Below are 19286 nucleotides of genomic sequence, written 5' to 3'. Positions count from 1 at the left end.
GGCCGGGATTATTGGAATAGAATTTACGACTAGCGCGGTCTACTTTAAAAAATTTGTACTTTTACAGTTATTCTTCCAACCAAAATGTCTCAAAACCACCTCTATGTCAGAAGTCAAAATCTTTTCAGGCGAAAACAGTAAAGAACTTGCAGAAAAAATAGCCAAACGATATGGCAAAAAGCTAGGAGATTTGACTCTTTCTAGGTTTAGTGATGGAGAAATGTCCCCAAGTTTTAATGAATCCATCCGAGGTTGTACCGTCTTTTTGATTCAAAGCACCAATCCCCCTTCGGACAATCTTTTGGAGCTATGCCTCATGATAGACGCAGCTAAGCGGGCAAGTGCATACAAAGTGTGCGCTGTGATCCCATATTATGGCTACGCAAGGCAAGATCGTAAGGATAGACCCAGAGTTTCTATCGCGGCAAAACTGATTGCAAACATGCTGACCTCGGCTGGTGCCGACCGAATTATGGCTTGTGATCTTCACGCAGGACAAATTCAAGGTTTCTTCGATTTACCATTGGATCATTTAAATGGATCAGCTATCTTTGTGCCCTATTTGGAAAGGCTGAATCTTAAAAATTTGGTTTTTGCTGCACCCGATGTAGGTGGAGTTGCAAGAGCCAGAGCTTATGCCAAGCATTTCGAAGTAGAAATGGTCGTCTGTGATAAGCACAGAAAAAGGGCCAACGAGGTGGCATCCATGCAAGTAATAGGAGAAGTAGAAGGGATGGATGTGGTTTTAGTAGATGATTTGGTTGATACAGCTGGCACTTTGTGCAAAGCAGCCGAACTCTTAAAAGAGAAAGGTGCAAACACTGTCAGAGCAATTACTACTCACGGTGTGCTTTCAGGTAAAGCCTATGAAAACATCGAAAAATCCATGTTAGAAGAATTGGTCATCACAGATACCATTCCTTTGAAAAGGCCCTCGGATAAAATTAAAGTACTGACAGTAGCAGAGTTGTATGCGAAAGCGATCCATGCAGTCACAGGCAACACCTCTATCAGTTCTTTATTCATTTAAGAACCAATTTTAAAATTAAGTATATATGAAAACACTTGAGATTATAGGGTTTAAAAGAGCAAATCTCGACAGTGCTAATCTCTCTGAAATCAGAGATTCTGGTAATGTTCCCTGCGTAGTTTATGGTCCTGGCATCAAAGAGCAGATTCACTTCTACTCTCCAGCTATCCTTTTCAAGGATTTGATTTATACCCCAGACGTTCACCTAGTATTGTTGAATATCGAAGGTACTGAAATCAAAGCCGTATTGAAGGATGCGCAGTTCCATCCAGTAAGTGAAGTTTTACTTCATGCTGATTTCCTAGCTTATACTGATGATACCCCGATTAAATTCGAGATACCAGTTAAGGTTGAGGGACGTTCTCCAGGTATCGCCAAAGGTGGTAAGTTGGAGATGAAAACTCGATTGATTAAGGTAAAAGGTATTGCTGAAAATCTTCCAGATTATATCACCATTGATATTTCTAAACTAGATCTAGGTAAGTCTTTCAAAGTGGGTCAAATCACCCCAGAAGGATTCGAAATCTTGACTAGCCCTAGCGTGTCTATCGTTACGGTAGGTATCCCAAGAGCACTAAGAGGCAAGCAGCCAGGTGACGAAAGTGAAGAGGAGGAATCTGAAGATTAATCTTCCTTTTTCTGATCATTTAAAATCCTGTCATAACCTGACAGGATTTTTTTTATCTTAGAATCGAACGAATAAACCATGAAATATTTAATCGTAGGACTAGGCAACATTGGTCCTGAATACGAATTAACAAGACATAATATAGGATTTCTCACTTTGGACCGACTCGCTGACGCCCAGCAATGCACTTGGGAAAGCTCGAGACTAGCCTTCAAGTCAGAATTCAAATACAAGGGACGGCATGTCCATTTGATAAAGCCGACCACCTATATGAATCTCAGCGGGAAGTCGATGAATTATTGGATGAAGGAATTGAAAATACCGAAAGAAAATACCCTTGTTGTGGTAGATGAAGTCGCCTTGCCATTTGGGACACTCAGGATGCGAGCGAAGGGAAGTGCAGCAGGACATAATGGGCTCAAGAATATTGAGATGCTCACTGGAGGTTCAAATTATCCCAGACTACGAATGGGAATTGGGGATGATTTCCCAAAAGGAAAGCAAGTTGACTACGTGCTTGGACGGTTTACAGATGGAGAGTTTGCGGAGCTCCCATTGATCATGGATCGGGCAATTGAAATGATTCTATCTTTTGCTTCTGTAGGAATCGAACGCACCATGAACAATTTCAATAAATAATGCTTGGATTTGGAAATACAAATTGTCCAAACGTTATTTGTTACTCTTCAGGCAACTGATTTATAAAGAAGAGGTGAGAGAATAGGCTCTGTGACCCTCTGGCAACCCTCAAGCATATTGAAAGGTGCCAAATCCTACCCGAACAGGGAACTATAAATAGGCTTCAACTCCACGAATCATTTCTAGTTTGCTTTTTTTGGTAGGTGCTTTATAAAGGATTTTGCCCCTATTTAAAATACCAACATGAGCAAACACTTCGAAACCAACGCCATTCGCATTAGTCCAAGCAAGTCAGACCAAAAAGAGCATTCTTCAGCTATTTACCTGACTTCCAGTTTTACATTTGATAGTGCGGAGGAAGCGAGAGCTACATTCGCAGATGAGACCGAAGGGAACATTTATTCAAGGTATGCCAACCCCAATTCGTCTGATCTCATCGAAAAGCTTTGTGCAGCAGAGCTAACTGAGGCCGGAATAGCCACCGCTTCGGGTATGGCGGCAATGTTTGGCTCCATTGCCTCTTTGCTTCAGCAAGGGGATCATATCATTGCTTCTCGCTCACTTTTTGGATCAACCCATCAACTACTCACTCGGGTTTTCCCAAAGTGGGGAATCACTAGCACCTACGGAGACATTTCAGATTATAAAAATTGGGAAAGTTTGATCCAACCCAATACCAAGATGCTCTTCTTGGAAACGCCTTCGAATCCAGGACTCGAAATCATCGACCTTGAATGGGCTGGCAAGTTTGCCAAGGCGAATAACTTAATCTTGGTGGTAGACAATTGCTTTGCCACTCCATACATACAACAGCCTTCAAAATGGGGGGCAGATCTGGTTACCCACAGTGCAACAAAATACATTGATGGACAGGGACGAGTATTGGGAGGATTGATTTTAGGGAAAAGCGAATTAATCAAGGATGTTCAGTTTTTCACCAGACATACTGGACCGGCGATTTCACCATTTAACGCTTGGGTTCTTTCCAAAAGCATGGAAACCCTTGCTGTGAGAATGGAGCGACATTGTGATAGCGCAATGAAAATTGCTTCCTACTTCGAAGGGAATCAGCATTTGGAAGGTGTGAAATATCCATTTTTACCCTCTCATCCTCAATATGAAGTAGCCAAAAAACAAATGAGACTAGGAGGCGGAATTCTTACGCTAACTTTGAAAAATGGAATTGAGAGAACAAAGCGCTTTATCGATTCATTAGAGATGATTTCCCGTACCGCAAATCTAGGTGATAGTCGGAGCATTGCCACTCATCCGGCCAGTACCACGCATAGCAAATTGAGCCCTGAAGAAAGGGCTCGAGTGGGAATAACTGATGGGCTTGTTCGAATCTCTGTAGGGCTGGAGCATCCAGAGGATATTATTAATGATATTGATCGTGCGCTCGACCTTTCGAAATAATTACCAAGTAGTTTGTCTCAATTTAGGAAATGCACGGATCAAATCACTCAAACTTATTTGACCTAGCAGCTGACCATTTTGAACTACAGGAAACCTTCGGATTTTAAATTCAAGGAATTTGCCAGCTGCATCGAAAAGTGACATTTCAGGACTGAGAGTCATTACATTTTTGGTCATGTGATCTTCCACTTTGGATGGAAACTTTGGCGTGTTTGTGTACTTACCCTTGATGATTTCTTTCAAGCAGTCTACTTCTGATATGATTCCTATCAATCCTCCGGATTCATCCAAAACAGGTGCGCCAGAAATCTTCTTTTTGGTGAGGATTTCCATGACCTGATCTAGGGTATCATCCGGCTTGAATGTAGTCAGCTTGGTTGTCATATGATCCTTGACTAATAAAGGTTGAGCCGTTGTTTTTTTGGGTGGAGCCATTCTTACTCCTTGAAAACTTTTTACCATGGTAATTTAGGTTTAGAGTGAAGAATAAAATAAGGAGAAAAATTGATTTATAAAAATTTAAACCTAATAATTTAAATTTATCAGAATTAAAAATAATAAAATCTAAAATAAAAAGTATTTTATTTTATTTCATTCTCGAATATTAGGATAGGCTGCCAATTATCCTTTGGCGCCTGATACAATTCATCAAAATCAAACTCTCCTACGACAATATCCAAATCACCATCCCCCCCTAAATCCCCTTTTGTCAAGGTCAACCACTTATTTTTAGTACTCAGTTTTGGTACAAAAGGGTCAAATTGTAAACTCGAGCTTTGACTAAAATAAATAAGCGATTGGGATGGACTTTGGTTAGGATCCGGAAAAAAGGCCAGCGTAAACAAATCCATGTCCCCATCCAAATCAAAATCCGCTACTTCAAGACCGGTTGCGCCGTAGATTGGATAAAACCAAGTCTCTTCAAATTCCTCTTCCCCTCTATTTAAAAATATTCGAACTCCGTGATAGTTTTTGAGAATTTGAGATTGATCAGCATTATCCCCATTGACAGTAATGATATCTGGTAATCCATCTCCATTCATATCTTCAAAGCTAAAATCACTCAAGCCAAATGAAGGCTGAAACCCTAGAAGTTGCCTTTCCTTGAAGTTTCCAGTACCGTCATTTTCCCAGAAAACAATCCCTTCGTTTGCTTGAGTCATCGCCACCAAAAGATCTAAATCCCCATCTAAATCAAAATCTACAGGGATACTCTTTCGAGCTCCTGGAAGATTCTTGAGGACCACTTCCCTAAAGGAATTTCCCTCAGACAAATACATGGATAGCTTTCCAATATGATTTCCGAAGTGACAGATTACCCTATCTTCAACCCCATCTGAGTTCCAATCCCCTCTAGTTGTATGTACGGGTCGCATCAGATTGTTTATGATGATCTTAGACTCCCAGTTACTAGAATCATGCAAGTCATAACGAGTAAGAATACCTAAAGAATCGTTTGAAGGGTCCATTCCACCCATAGTCAATAGTTCAAAACCATTAGACTCCTCATCAAAGCAGATTTGTACGACTGAAGAACCAATGAAAACCGAGTCTTTGACCTGAAAACCGTCACTTGGGTCTAGAATAAAAAGAGTTTTAAATCGATGACCAAGGTAAACATCTCCTCTTTTTTCATCAAATGCTAAAAGTGTGGTTAAATCAGGGTTACTTTTTGGAAACGAAGGCTGTATAACATTAAAAATAGGTAGTCCGAAAGTTGGTTTGGCCTTGACCTTTTGAGGAAGTGGCTCGGAAGGGGCATTTTCCAAATAGTACTCGGCTATTTTATCCCAATTTGGCCTAGTGATCAGTGGAACAGGTGAATACACCCCCTCGGGAACATTCATATCCACGGGCATCGTTCGCCCAAAGTCCTCAGGAATAATCAAACCCAAACGCATACGCATATCAGGCAATACACTGCTTTCCCAAGTTGGTCGATCCAAAACAGAAGGGTCTGGGGCTATGTGACAAGATCCACAATAGGCTTTTGCGAGCTGCCCTCCTGATAAATTTAAGTTTTGATCCGCGGCTAGTTGCTCAAGACTTGGGGGAGGCTGCTTTCTTTCAGAAATAGGCTCGCAAGCCATGGTCACCAATAAAATGGCTAGTATAACTCTGAGATTTCGCATCAAATCAACTTACTCTTAAACTCCGCAACCAACTCTTCATTGACTCCCAAATAATGTGTAAATGCCTTAGGCTCTTCGGAAAAAATTAACCCTTTCCGCTGAAATTGGTTCGCGGATTTCTTCCAAGTCTTACAGGACGCGTGTATTTCAGTAAAGAATGAATTCACTGAAAACTGATCAATATGCTCAGGCTTACTTCCTCCACCGGGCATGATAATAATTCGATCTGCAGCTTGATCAAAGAGTTCGAGGAGCGTTTGAGAAGCCTCCGATACGGTATTTCTTCCACCTGAAGTCAGAATTCTGTTAAAGCCTAATGACACGATCTGTTCCAAAGAATCATTCAAATTTCGACTTGCATCAAAAGCTCTGTGAAAGGTACATGGAAGCCCCTCCGTCGCCCTTAAAAGAGCCTCACAGGCGTCTGAGTTGACATTCCCCATTGAATCCAAAACTCCAAAAACAAAGCCGTCAGCCCCTTTATCTAAATGAATTTTGATATCCTCTTTCATAATGGATACCTCCTTATCAGAATAGCAAAAATCACCACCCCGTGGCCTAATCATTACAAAGATTGGGATATCTATCTCTCGTTTCAAAAATGAAAGCATTCCAGGGCTAGGCGTTTCTCCCCCTTCTGGAAAATTGGAACAAAGTTCAATACGATCAATTCCGTATTGGGCTGCTTCTATTGCGGCTGAAACATTAAAAACAGGAGCCTCCAGAATAATATTCCCCATTACGAAAAGTAGCTTTTTGAATCAATTAAATCATTCGATTGAAGCAAGCCCTTTGCGAAATTAAATCCGGGATGCACTGCAAAGGCTCCCATTTCTCCCTCTTTATTGATGGCTAGAAACCCTGCTTGAATATCACTCGGATTTTTGGTTTTAGCAACCAGTCGTCTGACGGTCTCTTCACAAGCCTCCTGAGGTGATCTTCCCTGTCTCATCAACTCCACAATCAAAAAGCTCCCACAGATCCTGATAATGGTCTCTCCAAGACCAGTAGCTGTAGCTGCCCCAACTTCATCATCCACATAAAGCCCAGCCCCAATAATCGGACTATCGCCTACTCTGCCATGCATTTTATAGGCCAAGCCACTCGTAGTACAGCTACCCGCCATTTTACCATCGGCATCGATTCCGATCATACCAATGGTATCGTGATTTTCAATATTAATGATGGGCTTGTATTGGCTCGTTTTTCTCCATTCCTCATAGGCCTTTTCGGCTCCCGGAGAAAGCTCTTCCTTTTCTAATGGAAATCCTTGGGCCATAGCAAATTGCCTTGCGCCTTCTCCTGCAAGCATGACATGGGGAGTCTCCTCCATTACTTTTCGAGCTACTGATATAGGATGCTTAATCTGACGTAAAAATGCCACTGATCCGCAGGCACCGTCTCCTGTCATGATCGAAGCATCAAGCGTTACAATTCCTTCCCGGTCCGGAAGTCCTTGTAAACCTACCGATAAATTATCGAGGTCGAGCTCGGTAGTTCTAACTCCCACTTCCACAGCATCCAGAATTGATCCGCCATTTCGTAATGAATCAAGTGCATTGGCATTGGCTGGCAGACCGTGATTCCAAGTTGATAAAATCAAGGGTTTCTCCCCAGCAGCGATCTCTTGTTTTGGCTTACCCAAAGCCTGACTTATGCCTGGATAAAGAATTGCAGAACCTAAAAGTGATTGTTTTATAAATTTTCTTCTATCACCCATAAAGACTATTTTTAAAAAGGAAGATCAGATTTGATTGTATCCTCTAAATTAAACTTCTAAACTCTAACTTTTGCTATGCGACCCTACATACTAAAAGAATCAAACTGGAAAAGTCTAAAGACTCATCGTTTTGACTTGGCTGTACTTCCCTGGGGAGCAACTGAAGCCCATAATTATCATTTGCCCTATGGGACAGATGTATACGAAGCCGATGAAATAGGAGCTGAAGCGGGTAGAAAGGCTTGGGAAATGGGTGCGAATTTAACCATTCTACCAACGATACCTTTCGGGGTCAATACAGGCCAATCTGACATTTATTTGGATATCAACATGAATCCAAGTACTCAATTTTACATTTTAAAAGATGTCTTAGAAGTGCTCAATCGACAAGGCATCAAAAAGTTTCTAATCCTTAATAGTCATGGTGGTAATGATTTTAAAACCATGCTTCGCGAGCTAGGACTCCAATTTCCTGAAATGCTTCTACTTACCTGCAGTTGGTTTCAAGCCTTAGATAAATCTGAATTTTTTGAAGAAGGTGGAGATCATGCAGATGAGCTAGAGACTTCTCTAATTTTACATTTTAGACCTGATTTAGTACTGCCCTTGGATCAAGCCGGAGACGGGACCGAAAAGAAAGCCAAAATCAAGGCACTACAGGAAAAATGGGCTTGGGCAGAACGCAAATGGTCTCAAGTCACTGCAGATACAGGTATCGGAAATCCCAAAAAGGCAAGTGCAGAGAAAGGAGCGCGCTACTTTAATGCAGTAACAGATAAAATAGCGCAATTTATGAAAGATGTCTGCGACGCTGATATTGGCAGTTTATACCATTAGTCCAACTGGCTAAGATCCAATTCTACCCGCTCACCCGAATAATGAATCGCCGTAGCCTTTGTGGTTCCCTTCGGAATATTCACTCCCCTTGAAGACTGGGACAAAAAGCCCGCTCCTAAGGAAGTTTCTACCCGCTGTTTCTTTCCATTTGATAATTCAAATTCAACAGCCATGACTTCGAATTGAGGATTGAAAATCTGTGAATTTTCAGTCTCAACATTCCGAGCAAAAACACGAAGAGGTCCCCTATTTTGAGATGCGAAAAATAATTCTCCTTGAGTGCTATTCAATTTCACCAGCGCCTTGGCATCTCCCGGAACCAAAAATCCACTTTCTCGAGAGCTAACAGATTCAAACCCACCAGTTCCATCCCCGAGGAAAACAGCCCCTACTGAAGCATCCAATCGCCCAATAAAAATTTCATTTCCATAATCATTACCAACCATCATGATATCCAAATAACCATCCCCATTGATATCTGCTGAAACTATTCCATTCATAGGAGCAAATTGAGCTTCTATTGGTAAAGAGTGAACTGCAAACTTCCCATCACCCAAGTTTTCAACCCAAACAGATTCATCGAAATTACCGATAAGCACCAAAGCACCTTCTCGTTCCTTATCGGTGAAAATATCATTCTCCGTTGTTAGGGCATAAGTTTTATATCGTTCAAACTTCCGTCGAAATAAAGTGCTTTGCCCGTACAAATCGTCCCAAAAATGGCTAGGGAAAGATTTGTAAGTTCCTTCTCGATCAATATAGTAGGCAAAGGTCACAGGATCAACACTTCCATTATTATCAAAATCTTTGGCATAAAGCTTTACCGGACGATCTGCTGTCGGATGGTGGGAATTGTTTTTCCCTAAATTACCAACCACAAAATCAGTATCTCCATCCTGGTCAAAATCACCGGAAGCAATAGAATTCCACCAGCCCAGATAATTTTCTAACCCCGTATCATTCAGCTTCTGAAAGTCTTCACCGGTATTTTTCAAAATTGTGATTTGCATCAGTTCACCTACTAAGACTAGGTCTACTTTTCCATCCCTATCTACGTCAGCCCAAAGTGCATCCGTAATCATTCCGAGTTGACTGAGTTCAGGAAAAATCTCAGCGGTCACATCGGTCAAAACACCTGCTTTATTTTGAAGGATAAAGCTACGGTCAGGATAAGGAAATTTACCGATAGGACTTCTGGCCCCAACAAACAGGTCCGTGAATCCATCTCCATTGAAATCTGCACCACGAACTACGCTTCCGCTAGCTTTTACTTGAGGTAAATCTAAACTAAGAGAAAAATTTCCAAAACCATCATTAACGTATAATCGGTCCACATATTCAGCAGACTCTGGAGCAAATTCACTACTTCCACTTACCAAATAAAGGTCCAAATCTCCATCATTTTCCAAGTCAAAAACTAAAATTCCGAGTTCCTCGAAATTAGAATTTTCCCCTGGCAGCAGGAGACGTTCTTCAAATGTACCGTCTGGGGACTGAAGGAAAAGTTTAGGGTCAAAGCCTGAAGATGAACCCACAATCAAGTCCTCCAAACCATCCCCATTCATATCCCCAGCAGCGAGAGAAGGACCAAACTGTGATAGTTTATGAGGAAGGGTCCTTTGCAAATTATAATCGACCTTATCCTGCTCCTGATGAACAAAATTCACCCCAAGTTTATCTGAGACTTCTGAAAAAAGGATCTCTGCCTCACCAAAGTCAAGTACAGCCTTGTCTCTGGCAGTCTTTGTCCGCGCTGAATAGTCAATAGAAATCACTTGGTTTGCAGGTACGTTTTCGAGGATGTTTTCGCCTCCATCAGACCAGATCACATGAATTTTCCGTACTGATGATTTTTCTCCTAAACCAAAATGAAGAATATCTTCTATGGAAGACATATATCCGCGCACTACCTGCTGCTCCTGAAAGAGTTTTCCACCATCTTCAAAATCCAAAATAACTTTGGCTCCAAGTCCTTGTGGATTTTCTTTGGGCCCATTCAATTTCAATCGGACATAATTCCCTTTGGTCTCCTTTTTATCAGCTCGATTTTCAAAAATAAAAGCAGGATCATTGATATTATTCACCACATAATCGAGATCACCATCCAAATCTAAATCCACCAATGCCGCCCCATTGGAAAAAGAAGGAATATTCAATCCCCAATCCTCACCTACATTTTGGAAAGTCAAATCTTTAGAGTTTCTAAATGAATAATTTGGGATTTTAACGATAGGAATGGAATCGAGAAGCTGACGGACCGAAGCAATTCCTCCCACATCCGCTCGATAATTTGCAAAGTCTTTATCCGTAATATCCCTAGGAAAACCATTGGTAATCAACAAGTCTCGCCAACCGTCATTGTCCACATCTCCAAAAAGTGGTGCCCAGCTCCAATCCGTCTGATACATATTGGCAAGAAGTCCTATTTCACTAAAAGGGATTTCTGCACCATTATTCAAATGGAGCATATTTCGCACGTATTGGTATTCGTAATCAAACTGTTCATTACTGATGTAAGTCTGATACATATTCTTACCAATAGTGGTCTTTTTACGATAGTTATCCTCACCGAGCATATCAATGGTGATCAAGTCAGGAAGTCCGTCATTATTAAAATCGGAAATATCTGACCCCATGGAAAATTGACTCTGATGTCTCAATTTTTCCTTGGTGCGATTAGTGAAGGTTCCATCCTGATTATTCAGATAAAGGATATCATTAGTCACGTAATCATTGCTGATATGGAGATCCGGCCAGCCATCATTATTCAAGTCAGCTACCAATAAGCCAAGTCCAAAACCCTCAATGGTAATCCCGGCCTCGATAGTCACATTGGCAAACTTTCCATTCCCCTCATTTCTATAAAAACTATCATTATTTATTGCTGAACCGTCCGTAATTTTTGTCCGATAGTTACTCGGAGTAATGGAACTCTGTTCATTGTTTAATACATAAAGATCCAAGTCCCCATCCAAATCATAATCTAGAAAAGCCGCCCCCATACTGTTTCCCGCATCAGCGACTCCATAAGATTTGGCTTGATCTTCAAAGCGTGGAATGCCATCAGTTCCCAGTCCCATATTGATCAACAATAGGTTATCGCGCTCTCCCTCGCCTCTTTTCATTGCGGATGCTACATAGATGTCCTGAAGTCCGTCTCCATTGATATCTACTATGACCGATCCAGTATTCCATTTTTCCGAAAATCTTACTCCGGCTTCTTCAGATACATCTCTAAACTTAAACCCACCCTCATTAAGATAGAGGGCATTCGGGACTTGGTTTCCTGTGAAAAACAGATCAGGCAAACCATCTTGATTGAAATCCCCAACCGATACTCCTCCACCATTGAAGATATATTCATCGGTGAGAATGTTAAATGAATCACTCTCAACGATTTGATTAGAAAATTCAATACCTGTTTCGCTGGGGCTCCTTAGCTCAAATAAAGTGTCATTTTTGTCACATGAGATCAAAATGGCACAAAATAGAACAAAAAATCGATGTGAACTAAACTTCATATATAGGGTGATTTACTGGGACTTTGAAATTACCATTTTTAGCTCTTTCGCGAAAGATTACCAGGTTTTTTGACAAAAAAAAAGAGAGCCGAATGGCTCTCTTTTTCAATAGTTATTTGTTCTTAGTACCCAGGATTCTGAATCAAAACATCAGATCCTACCAAGTCAATTTGATCTTGAGGGATAGGAACTAGCTTATAACGGTCAGTGAAAGACGCTCCACCTAGCGCAGCTGCAAGCAACTGACCATCTAGTGCGAAGTAGAAGTCTAACTCCTCTTTCACTGTATCCCATCTCACTAGATCATAGAATCTATGTCCTTCCATTCCAAGTTCTAGAAGTCTCTCCATTCTTACAGCTCTTCTAGCCAAACCAGGGTCTGTCCAAGGAGAATCATAAGTTCCAATCTGATAGTTAGCAGCCATTTCGCCACCTTCTCTCATTAGTTTGGAGTTCATCGCTCTCTCACGTACCTGATTTACTTTAGCTCTAGCTGTCTCAAGGTTACCAGTTTCAATATCAGCTTCAGCAGACATTAATAATACATCTGCAAAACGGATAATCATGAAGTTGATGCCTGTATAACCAGGAGTCCAAGAACTGTTATCCTGGAAGGAACCTTGCTCAGCTCTTTGATACACATACTTTCTAGGAGAGTATGGCCCACCATTTGGCTGGTTTCTGATCCAAGCAGCGCCTGGATGATCTTGCCAATCAAGATAAGGAATACCTCTTCTTCCTACAGTATGGTCAAGTCTAGGATCCAATGGACCAGCATCTGGAGTAAACGGATCAGCAGAAACTAGTCCCATATCACTCTTCACCTGGTTTGCAGGATCATTGTAAGACTTGTCTAACAATGGAAGACCATTAGAATCAGTTCTAAATGCATTCACAAAAGTGAATGAAGGCTGGAAGAATCCACAACAGTTACCTGGACCAGAAGGACCTGTATTGTATGGGAAATTCAAGTCAAACTCAGGGTTTGCATTCTGAACGGCTCCGGTATTAGCCGCAGATTGATAAGCCCATACAGACTCTTGGTGATTATCATTTGCTCCACGGAACATATCATCATAGTACTCAACCAATCCATACTTCAATCCATTGCTAGTGACACCATTTGCAATTACATCATCAAACATTGCCTTAGCAGGACCAAACTTACCTTGATAAAGAAGTACCTTGCCCATGTAAGCCTTAGCAGCCCATGAATTCACTCTACCAACTTGTGGTTGAGTTGAAGGAAGATTATCAATAGCATACTGGAAATCAGCCTCAATGAAAGGCCATAGGTCCTGAGTATTGCTAATCTCTTCAAGGCCACTACCATAATCTACTGTCTCATCTACATAAGGAGTATTGTTATAATCCCGCTTCAATTCGAAATAGAAGTGAGCCCTTAAGAAACGCGCCTGTGCTGAGATTCTAATTTTATCTGCATCAGTTACATCATCTTGAGCACTCTCAAGAAGTCTCAAAACATTATTTGCACGAGCAATTCCCTCGTAACAAACATTCCATTTTGAACCAACATCTCCAGAGGCTGAATTAATCTCAAATCTTTGAATTGGATTTATTGATGTAAAATCACCTGGGTCAGTTCCCTTATTGGCTTCTCCCCCTCTAATACTTCCCCACACCCAATTGGATGGAGACCCTAATCTGTTTCCCCGACCATTGACTTGAGAATAAGCCGCGATCAGCGAAGCATCAATACCCGCGAGTGACGTCAGTTGTGCCTCAGCAAGTAAACCTGTCGGCGGCACATCTAGAAAATCATCGCTACAACTCACTGCTACCAACATCACTGCCGATGTCATTAGCGCTCCGATTTTTAATTTAAAATTGTTCATCTGTTTAATCTATTATATTTTCTATAACTCGATTTTTAAAATAGTGTTTCTTAGAAGCTAAGATTAACACCGAAAGTATAACCACGAGTAACCGGATAGTTACCTACGTCAATACCAAAGCTCAAGTCAGCATCTCCACCCACTGCTGGGTCAAGGCCTTCATAACCAGTGATAGTGAACAAGTTGTTTGCCGAAGCAAAAACTCTAAATCGCTCTAGTCTCCATCTTTCCAACAAAGAAGCTGGAAGAGTATATCCTAGAGTAACGTTCTGCAATCTAAGATAAGATCCGTCTTCTACATAGAAAGAGTTCTCAACATTTGAAGTAGAGAAGTTAGATGTCTTCTCCACGACAGGAATTTCAGCATCTAGATTCGTTGGAGTCCAAGCATCTTTTAATCTCTCAGAAATAGCCGCTCCTTCAAACGTCTGGAAGAAGTCCGTAAACCATCTAGACTGGTTCCAAATTTCATTTCCTATAGAAGTATAGAAGTAAGCAGAAAGATCAAATCCTTTGTATCCAACAGTGAAGTTCATACCACCGGTAAAGTCTGGAACTGGATTACCCAAAACCACTCTATCATCAGGAGTAATTACACCGTCACCGTTAGCATCTCTGAACTTGAATCGACCTGGAGCCGCTCCATCTTGAGTTGCATGATTAGATACATCTTCAGCATTTCTGAAAAGACCTTCCACATCGTATCCGAAGAAAGTCGAAAGTGGCTCACCCACTTGGTTTCTGATAGGACGAATACCTCTATAGGCTGGGTTCACAGAAGTGATAATTTCCAACCCTGGAGCCAATGAAACGATTTCATTCTTCAAGGTACTTGCAGTTACGGTCAATTCGTATGTAAACTCACTAGAAAGGTTACCTCTTGTGGATACGTACAAATCAAGACCTCTATTCAACATCTCACCAATGTTTACTGCTGGTGGTGAAGCATTAGGTCCTGCTGTCTGTGGAATTGGTACAGTAAATAGCAAGTCCTTAGTATCTTTCTTCCACCAGTCAAAGATCACATCCAATCGGCCGTTGAAGAATGTGCCATCAAAACCAATATTGGTTGTAACAGCGGTTTCCCACTGAGCATTAGGGTTACCAATTCGAGTTCTTCTAAATCCAATAATCGCAGAAGAGTTAGTACCGCCAATATCATATGAAGAAGCACCTACCGTACCTCCGAATAGAGAGTACTGGTTATTTGGATCTACGTTGTTCGAGTTACCCATTTGACCCCAACCACCACGGATTTTCAAATCATCAATCCAAGTTGAGCCAGAAAGGAATCCTTCAGATGAAATTCTCCAAGCTGCAGAGAATGCAGGGAATGTACCGTATCTCGCATTAGAACCAAATCTTGAGGATCCGTCACGTCTTACAACAGCACTGAATAGATACTTGTCATTGTACGTATAGTTTACTCTACCGAAGTAAGAGTTAAAGTTTACACCATTGAACAAGAATGAATTCACTTGACGTGAAGAAACTGGAAGGTTAGAAATATTCACAAAGTCTGGATCTGTTGAGAATGGATTCTGCCCTGAAGCACTCATCCCTCTACCTGCTCCAGTATTTAGAGCTTCCTGACCTAAAATCACATCGAATGCATGCTTATCAAATGTCTTTTTCCACGCCAAAGTATTGGTGAAAGTCCAACCAAACTCAAAACCTGAACCTTCGTTATAACCAAAGGCTGAGTTGTTCTCAGAGTTCTCATACTGCAGTCTAGAATAACCCCAGAAATAGTAGTTGTTATACTGACCACCGATTGAAGTTCGGAAAGTTAAATCATCAAGAATATCATATTCAGCATAAATGTTACCGAAAATATTAGCATTGAAGTTTCTGTTATTTGCCTGACCATCTCTGTTGGCTACAGGGTTTCTTGGGTTGTTAAAGCCTCTTGCGGCAGTACCACCGTACCCACCAAACTCATCATATACTGGAATAATTGATGGCATTCTGAAAGCTTGAAGAATATCGTTCTCATCATCAGAAACACCTCGACCACCAGTACCACCTTGCTGTCCTAGGACTTGACGATAAGTAGCTTGGAAGTTTTCACCAATTCTCAATTTTGGGGTTACGTCAAACTCAGAGTTAGCTCTCAATGAGTATCTCTTAAATTCATTTCCAATCATGATACCGGCTTGCTCCTGGAATCCAAGACCAATGAAGAATCTAGAGGTCTCAGAACCACCATTCAATCCAATTGAATGTCTGTTCAATGGCGCTGAACGAGTCAAAGCGTCATACCAATCAGTTCCCTCACCTGTAGCAGCTCTCACAAGCTGATAAATCGGACCCTTAGATGGATCAATATTATACTTTGCTCTTTCTGCTTCGATTCTGTCTGGAGTAAATGGCCCAGGTACACCTGACTCTCCTCCTACATTGATATAGTATGGAAGAACGGGAGTAGATCCAGATCCAAACTGTGGATGACCATAAGCTGGTGCACGTCCATCTAGAATAGCCTGATTTGTCTCTGCCAACCATGTATAATCAGCAAAATCTTGAGGATTCATCATGTCAAGACCCTGGCCAGGAGTAGTTACTCCATACATACCATTGTAATCCACACGAATCTTTTGATTTCCTCGACGACCTCGCTTAGTAGTGTAAATAATTACACCGTTCGCAGCACGAGCACCATATATAGAAGCAGCTGCCGCATCTTTCAAAACTGTGGTAGACTCGATATCGTCAGGATTCAAGAAATCGGTAGAACCTACTGGCACCCCATCGACTACATAAAGTGGCTCATTACCACCAAATGCACCAAATCCTCTAACACGAATGATAGAAGAAGTACCTGGCTGACCGTTTGTGATGACTGTTACACCAGAAACACGACCCTGAAGCGTTTGCTCCACATTACCTGTTGGGATAATGGTCAAGTCTTTAGGATCCACTGTTGCAATTGCACCAGTAGTCTCTCTTCTAGAGTCAATGGTATAACCCGTCACAACCAGCTCAGTTAGTGTTTGCTCGTCAGGGGTCATTTTTACATCAATTACACTTCTTGATCCTACGGTTTGCTCGATAGGTGTGTAACCAATAAATGAGAATACCAATACGGCATTGTCATTAGGAACATTGAGGGAGAAATTTCCATCAATATCTGTGGCGGTACCTGTAGTTGTTCCTTTCACCAGAATCGAAACTCCGGGAAGGCCTACATCATACTCGTCAAGTACTGTACCGGTAACCGTTTTCTGCGCAAAGGCAGTGGCTCCAGTAAGAACTAAGAGCATTAGTAATGCGCTTAGACTTTTGTAAACATTTTTCATAAACATAGATAGATTGAGTAACAAGATTAGTTTCAAATGCTTGTCGTAAATAATTTTGTGCAATCGTTTGCGATTATTCTCAAAATAATTGCAACAGATTATGTCCTGAATTTCAGAACTCTATTGCCATTATAACCAAGTACTTACGTACCAACAATAGGGCTAAACCCTTTTAGGTTTGAGGCATCCTTAGATGCTTTTTTGAGTGTTAAAACAGCTAGGGGAAATGAGTCATAGGCAACTTTTTTTGGGTTTTTGTTAATATCTTAATTATCAATGTTAAATAATCTAAAACACATTTCAAATTCAAAGCGAGATAAAAATTGCTTTTTTTTTATCACTCAAAAGCCATTTCAATCGATTTCGAGGATAAATCATAAATCAAATGAGCAAAATCAATGGTATACACCAGTATAAAAGGAAGTTATGAAAAAGCCATCCAAATAATTAACCTCAGACCCCTGTTTGAAAAATTTTCACTCGCCTTTTCTGAATATCTCAAAAAATTCTTGGGAACTCCTTAGTTCCTCAAAAATGGGATCTACCAAAGCTTTTTGATAAAGCACTTCGTTTGAATCTATGGCCTTTGTCAAATGAATTAAGGCAACTTCCTTTTGATTACTCGCCGCTGCTACCATGGCCAAGCCATAAAAGCCATAGCCATAGTCTCTCCGCGCAAAAACCGACTCCTCAAAAAACAGAGTAGCATTCGCATAATCTTTGGCCATATAATAGGCTAATCCCTTATTGAAAAAATCCTTTGGCTCGGAGTACTCATAATCAAACCGCAAAGTCGCCAATTTGTAGTCGCCTCGAATAATATCCAATGCGCCTCTTAGACTCTCATTAATCTTGAGAAAATCTTCTCTCCTTGTCAGTGTGGTAGCATCTGATAGTTTTTTGTACGCCTCCCAGTACTCCCCTTTCAAAACTAGAATTTGTCCCAAGTTATGCAGTATATAAGGACTAGCTTCGATTCTCTCGGCTTGGCGCAGTAATACTTCCGCTCTCAGCAACAACGAATCTCTCTCGGTCACAATCAAAGACCGCTGTGCTTGCCTCATTTTCACCACGGCCAGGTTATTATAAGGTAGTGCTGTACGAAACAACTCAGTCATTTTGATATAAATCTTATCCTTATCCTCCAGTCGAGGGGAAGTCTCACCTGCCAAAGCCCAATCCAGCATGGATAATTCAGAATTAAGTCCGTCTCCGGCCAAGGCTTTCTGAAGCCTCTGACTTTCTTGGGCATTTAGTCCTTGTACAGGCCTCGCGCTGACCTCTAATTTTGCTACTCTTAGGCGAGGATACAAGGCTCGGGAAACTTTGGGAAAGCTTGCTAGCCTGCTAAGTGCTTCCCGCTGAGATTCGTAAGGATCTCCATTCAATAATATATCATAATAGGTATCTCGCTGACTAGTCGACAAGTCTGTATACTCTCTGAGTAAAAGCCTAAAGTCAAACCAGTCATTCCATCGGCTAGTCACGTCCATTCTAGATGAGTCTAGAATTATTTTATTCGCCAGCAAATACTGGGACAGAGCCTGTGCCCTATCGTTACCAAGTCTACTATCCCTACCTTCTTCACGTTCTGGAGATTGGATTCCGGTGATCTTGAAAGACTCAATCGAAGGATTGGCAATTAAAAATCGCTGCAGCGCTTCGATTTCTTCTCGATTTGATTTGAGACTTGGCGAAAATTCGGATTCACCAGGAGAGAAATAAAAACTAAAAGACTTGGACTGCATTAAATCAACATCGAGCAGGCCAGTAGGAATGTACATCCCAACAGCCGGGATAGGTTCATTCGCTTGAGCCTTTCCTACTTTGGCCAAAAGTGGTGAGGTAATCACTCCTCTAGCCAAGATCTTCACCTCATAAGGCAGATCGGACTCTTTTTTCCCTTGAAAAAACTGCAATTCTAAGATCGCCGTGTCCATCCATGGTTTATAGACAAAGGAATAGCTTGATTTGTACGTGTATGAAGAGACACCTTTATTTAATTCCAACCAACCTAGATCAATAATTTTATCGGAATGCTTAAAGACAAGCTTTAATTTCGGGTTTCGTGGAAGTAGCACCGAAAGGACGGGGATCTCTCCTGAGACTTCAAATTTGACCGAGTCCCGATGATACTGTAGCTTTGTAGGAAGAAGTTTGGTTTCTTTAAGGTATTCGTACTCAGGCATCAATTTTGCCATGCCTTGG

At 41.3% G+C, this 19286-nt stretch carries 13 protein-coding genes and 1 riboswitch; of the genes, 5 read left to right on the top strand and 8 right to left on the bottom strand.

All coding sequences use genetic code 11. The annotated features are described in order from the left end of the window. The first annotated feature begins 103 nt into the window (after positions 1–103). The 4 genes from ACFOSV_RS01380 to ACFOSV_RS01365 all read left to right on the top strand — a co-directional run bounded on the left by ACFOSV_RS01380 (position 104) and on the right by ACFOSV_RS01365 (position 3713). Positions 104–1030: a ribose-phosphate pyrophosphokinase gene (locus tag ACFOSV_RS01380; protein ID WP_377902615.1), complete on the top strand. Its 927-nt coding sequence runs from the start codon at positions 104–106 to the stop codon at positions 1028–1030. 25 nt (positions 1031–1055) lie between these two features. Next, the gene (locus tag ACFOSV_RS01375) at positions 1056–1658 is read left to right on the top strand and encodes a 50S ribosomal protein L25/general stress protein Ctc (protein WP_377902613.1); all 603 of its coding nucleotides are present in this window, start codon (positions 1056–1058) and stop codon (positions 1656–1658) included. Between the two features lie 78 nt (positions 1659–1736). After that, positions 1737–2297 (top strand): aminoacyl-tRNA hydrolase, encoded by a 561-nt coding sequence (gene pth / locus ACFOSV_RS01370; RefSeq protein WP_377902611.1) that lies wholly within the window; start codon positions 1737–1739, stop codon positions 2295–2297. A gap of 57 nt (positions 2298–2354) precedes the next feature. Further along, a riboswitch (SAM riboswitch) is annotated at positions 2355–2456 on the top strand. A gap of 84 nt (positions 2457–2540) precedes the next feature. Then, positions 2541–3713, top strand: coding sequence for a trans-sulfuration enzyme family protein (locus ACFOSV_RS01365; RefSeq protein ID WP_377902609.1), 1173 nt, complete (start codon positions 2541–2543; stop codon positions 3711–3713). On the opposite strand, the gene ACFOSV_RS01360 is transcribed toward ACFOSV_RS01365, so the two are convergent. From ACFOSV_RS01360 to ACFOSV_RS01345, 4 genes are all read right to left on the bottom strand, one after another. Continuing rightward, the gene (locus ACFOSV_RS01360; RefSeq protein ID WP_377902607.1) at positions 3714–4175 is read right to left on the bottom strand and encodes a CBS domain-containing protein; all 462 of its coding nucleotides are present in this window, start codon (positions 4173–4175) and stop codon (positions 3714–3716) included. It abuts the gene before it with no gap. 119 nt (positions 4176–4294) lie between these two features. Further along, positions 4295–5845: an FG-GAP repeat domain-containing protein gene (locus ACFOSV_RS01355; RefSeq protein ID WP_377902605.1), complete on the bottom strand. Its 1551-nt coding sequence runs from the start codon at positions 5843–5845 to the stop codon at positions 4295–4297. Continuing rightward, positions 5845–6585 carry a copper homeostasis protein CutC gene (locus tag ACFOSV_RS01350; protein ID WP_377902603.1) on the bottom strand — a complete coding sequence of 247 codons (741 nt, stop codon included), beginning with the start codon at positions 6583–6585 and terminating at the stop codon, positions 5845–5847. The genes ACFOSV_RS01355 and ACFOSV_RS01350 overlap by 1 nt, the downstream gene beginning before the upstream one ends. Beyond that, entirely contained in the window at positions 6585–7565 is a 981-nt protein-coding gene (locus tag ACFOSV_RS01345; RefSeq protein WP_377902601.1) for a N(4)-(beta-N-acetylglucosaminyl)-L-asparaginase, read from the bottom strand. Before ACFOSV_RS01345 ends, ACFOSV_RS01350 begins: the two co-directional genes overlap by 1 nt. 75 nt (positions 7566–7640) lie before the next feature. Here ACFOSV_RS01345 and ACFOSV_RS01340 point away from each other — a divergent pair, with 75 nt between their 5' ends. Beyond that, positions 7641–8402 carry a creatininase family protein gene (locus ACFOSV_RS01340; RefSeq protein ID WP_377902599.1) on the top strand — a complete coding sequence of 254 codons (762 nt, stop codon included), beginning with the start codon at positions 7641–7643 and terminating at the stop codon, positions 8400–8402. Here the strand turns inward: ACFOSV_RS01340 and ACFOSV_RS01335 are convergent. From ACFOSV_RS01335 to ACFOSV_RS01320, 4 genes are all read right to left on the bottom strand, one after another. Next, positions 8399–11923, bottom strand: a complete 3525-nt coding sequence (locus tag ACFOSV_RS01335; RefSeq protein ID WP_377902596.1) for a VCBS repeat-containing protein — start codon at positions 11921–11923, stop codon at positions 8399–8401. The two genes, ACFOSV_RS01340 and ACFOSV_RS01335, sit on opposite strands and share 4 nt — an antisense overlap. 122 nt (positions 11924–12045) lie before the next feature. Further along, positions 12046–13779, bottom strand: coding sequence for a RagB/SusD family nutrient uptake outer membrane protein (locus ACFOSV_RS01330; RefSeq protein ID WP_377902594.1), 1734 nt, complete (start codon positions 13777–13779; stop codon positions 12046–12048). Between the two features lie 50 nt (positions 13780–13829). Further along, the gene (locus ACFOSV_RS01325) at positions 13830–17084 is read right to left on the bottom strand and encodes a SusC/RagA family TonB-linked outer membrane protein (protein ID WP_377902781.1); all 3255 of its coding nucleotides are present in this window, start codon (positions 17082–17084) and stop codon (positions 13830–13832) included. Between the two features lie 470 nt (positions 17085–17554). After that, positions 17555–19279, bottom strand: coding sequence for a TPR end-of-group domain-containing protein (locus tag ACFOSV_RS01320; RefSeq protein WP_377902592.1), 1725 nt, complete (start codon positions 19277–19279; stop codon positions 17555–17557). Between the last annotated feature and the right edge of the window lie 7 nt (positions 19280–19286).

This window comes from Algoriphagus namhaensis (genome assembly GCF_042649705.1).
In the GTDB taxonomy this organism is placed as follows: Bacteria; Bacteroidota; Bacteroidia; order Cytophagales; family Cyclobacteriaceae; genus Algoriphagus; species Algoriphagus namhaensis.
The sequence above is the reverse complement of the archived record's forward strand: the minus strand, read 5'-3'. Positions and strand labels throughout refer to the sequence as shown.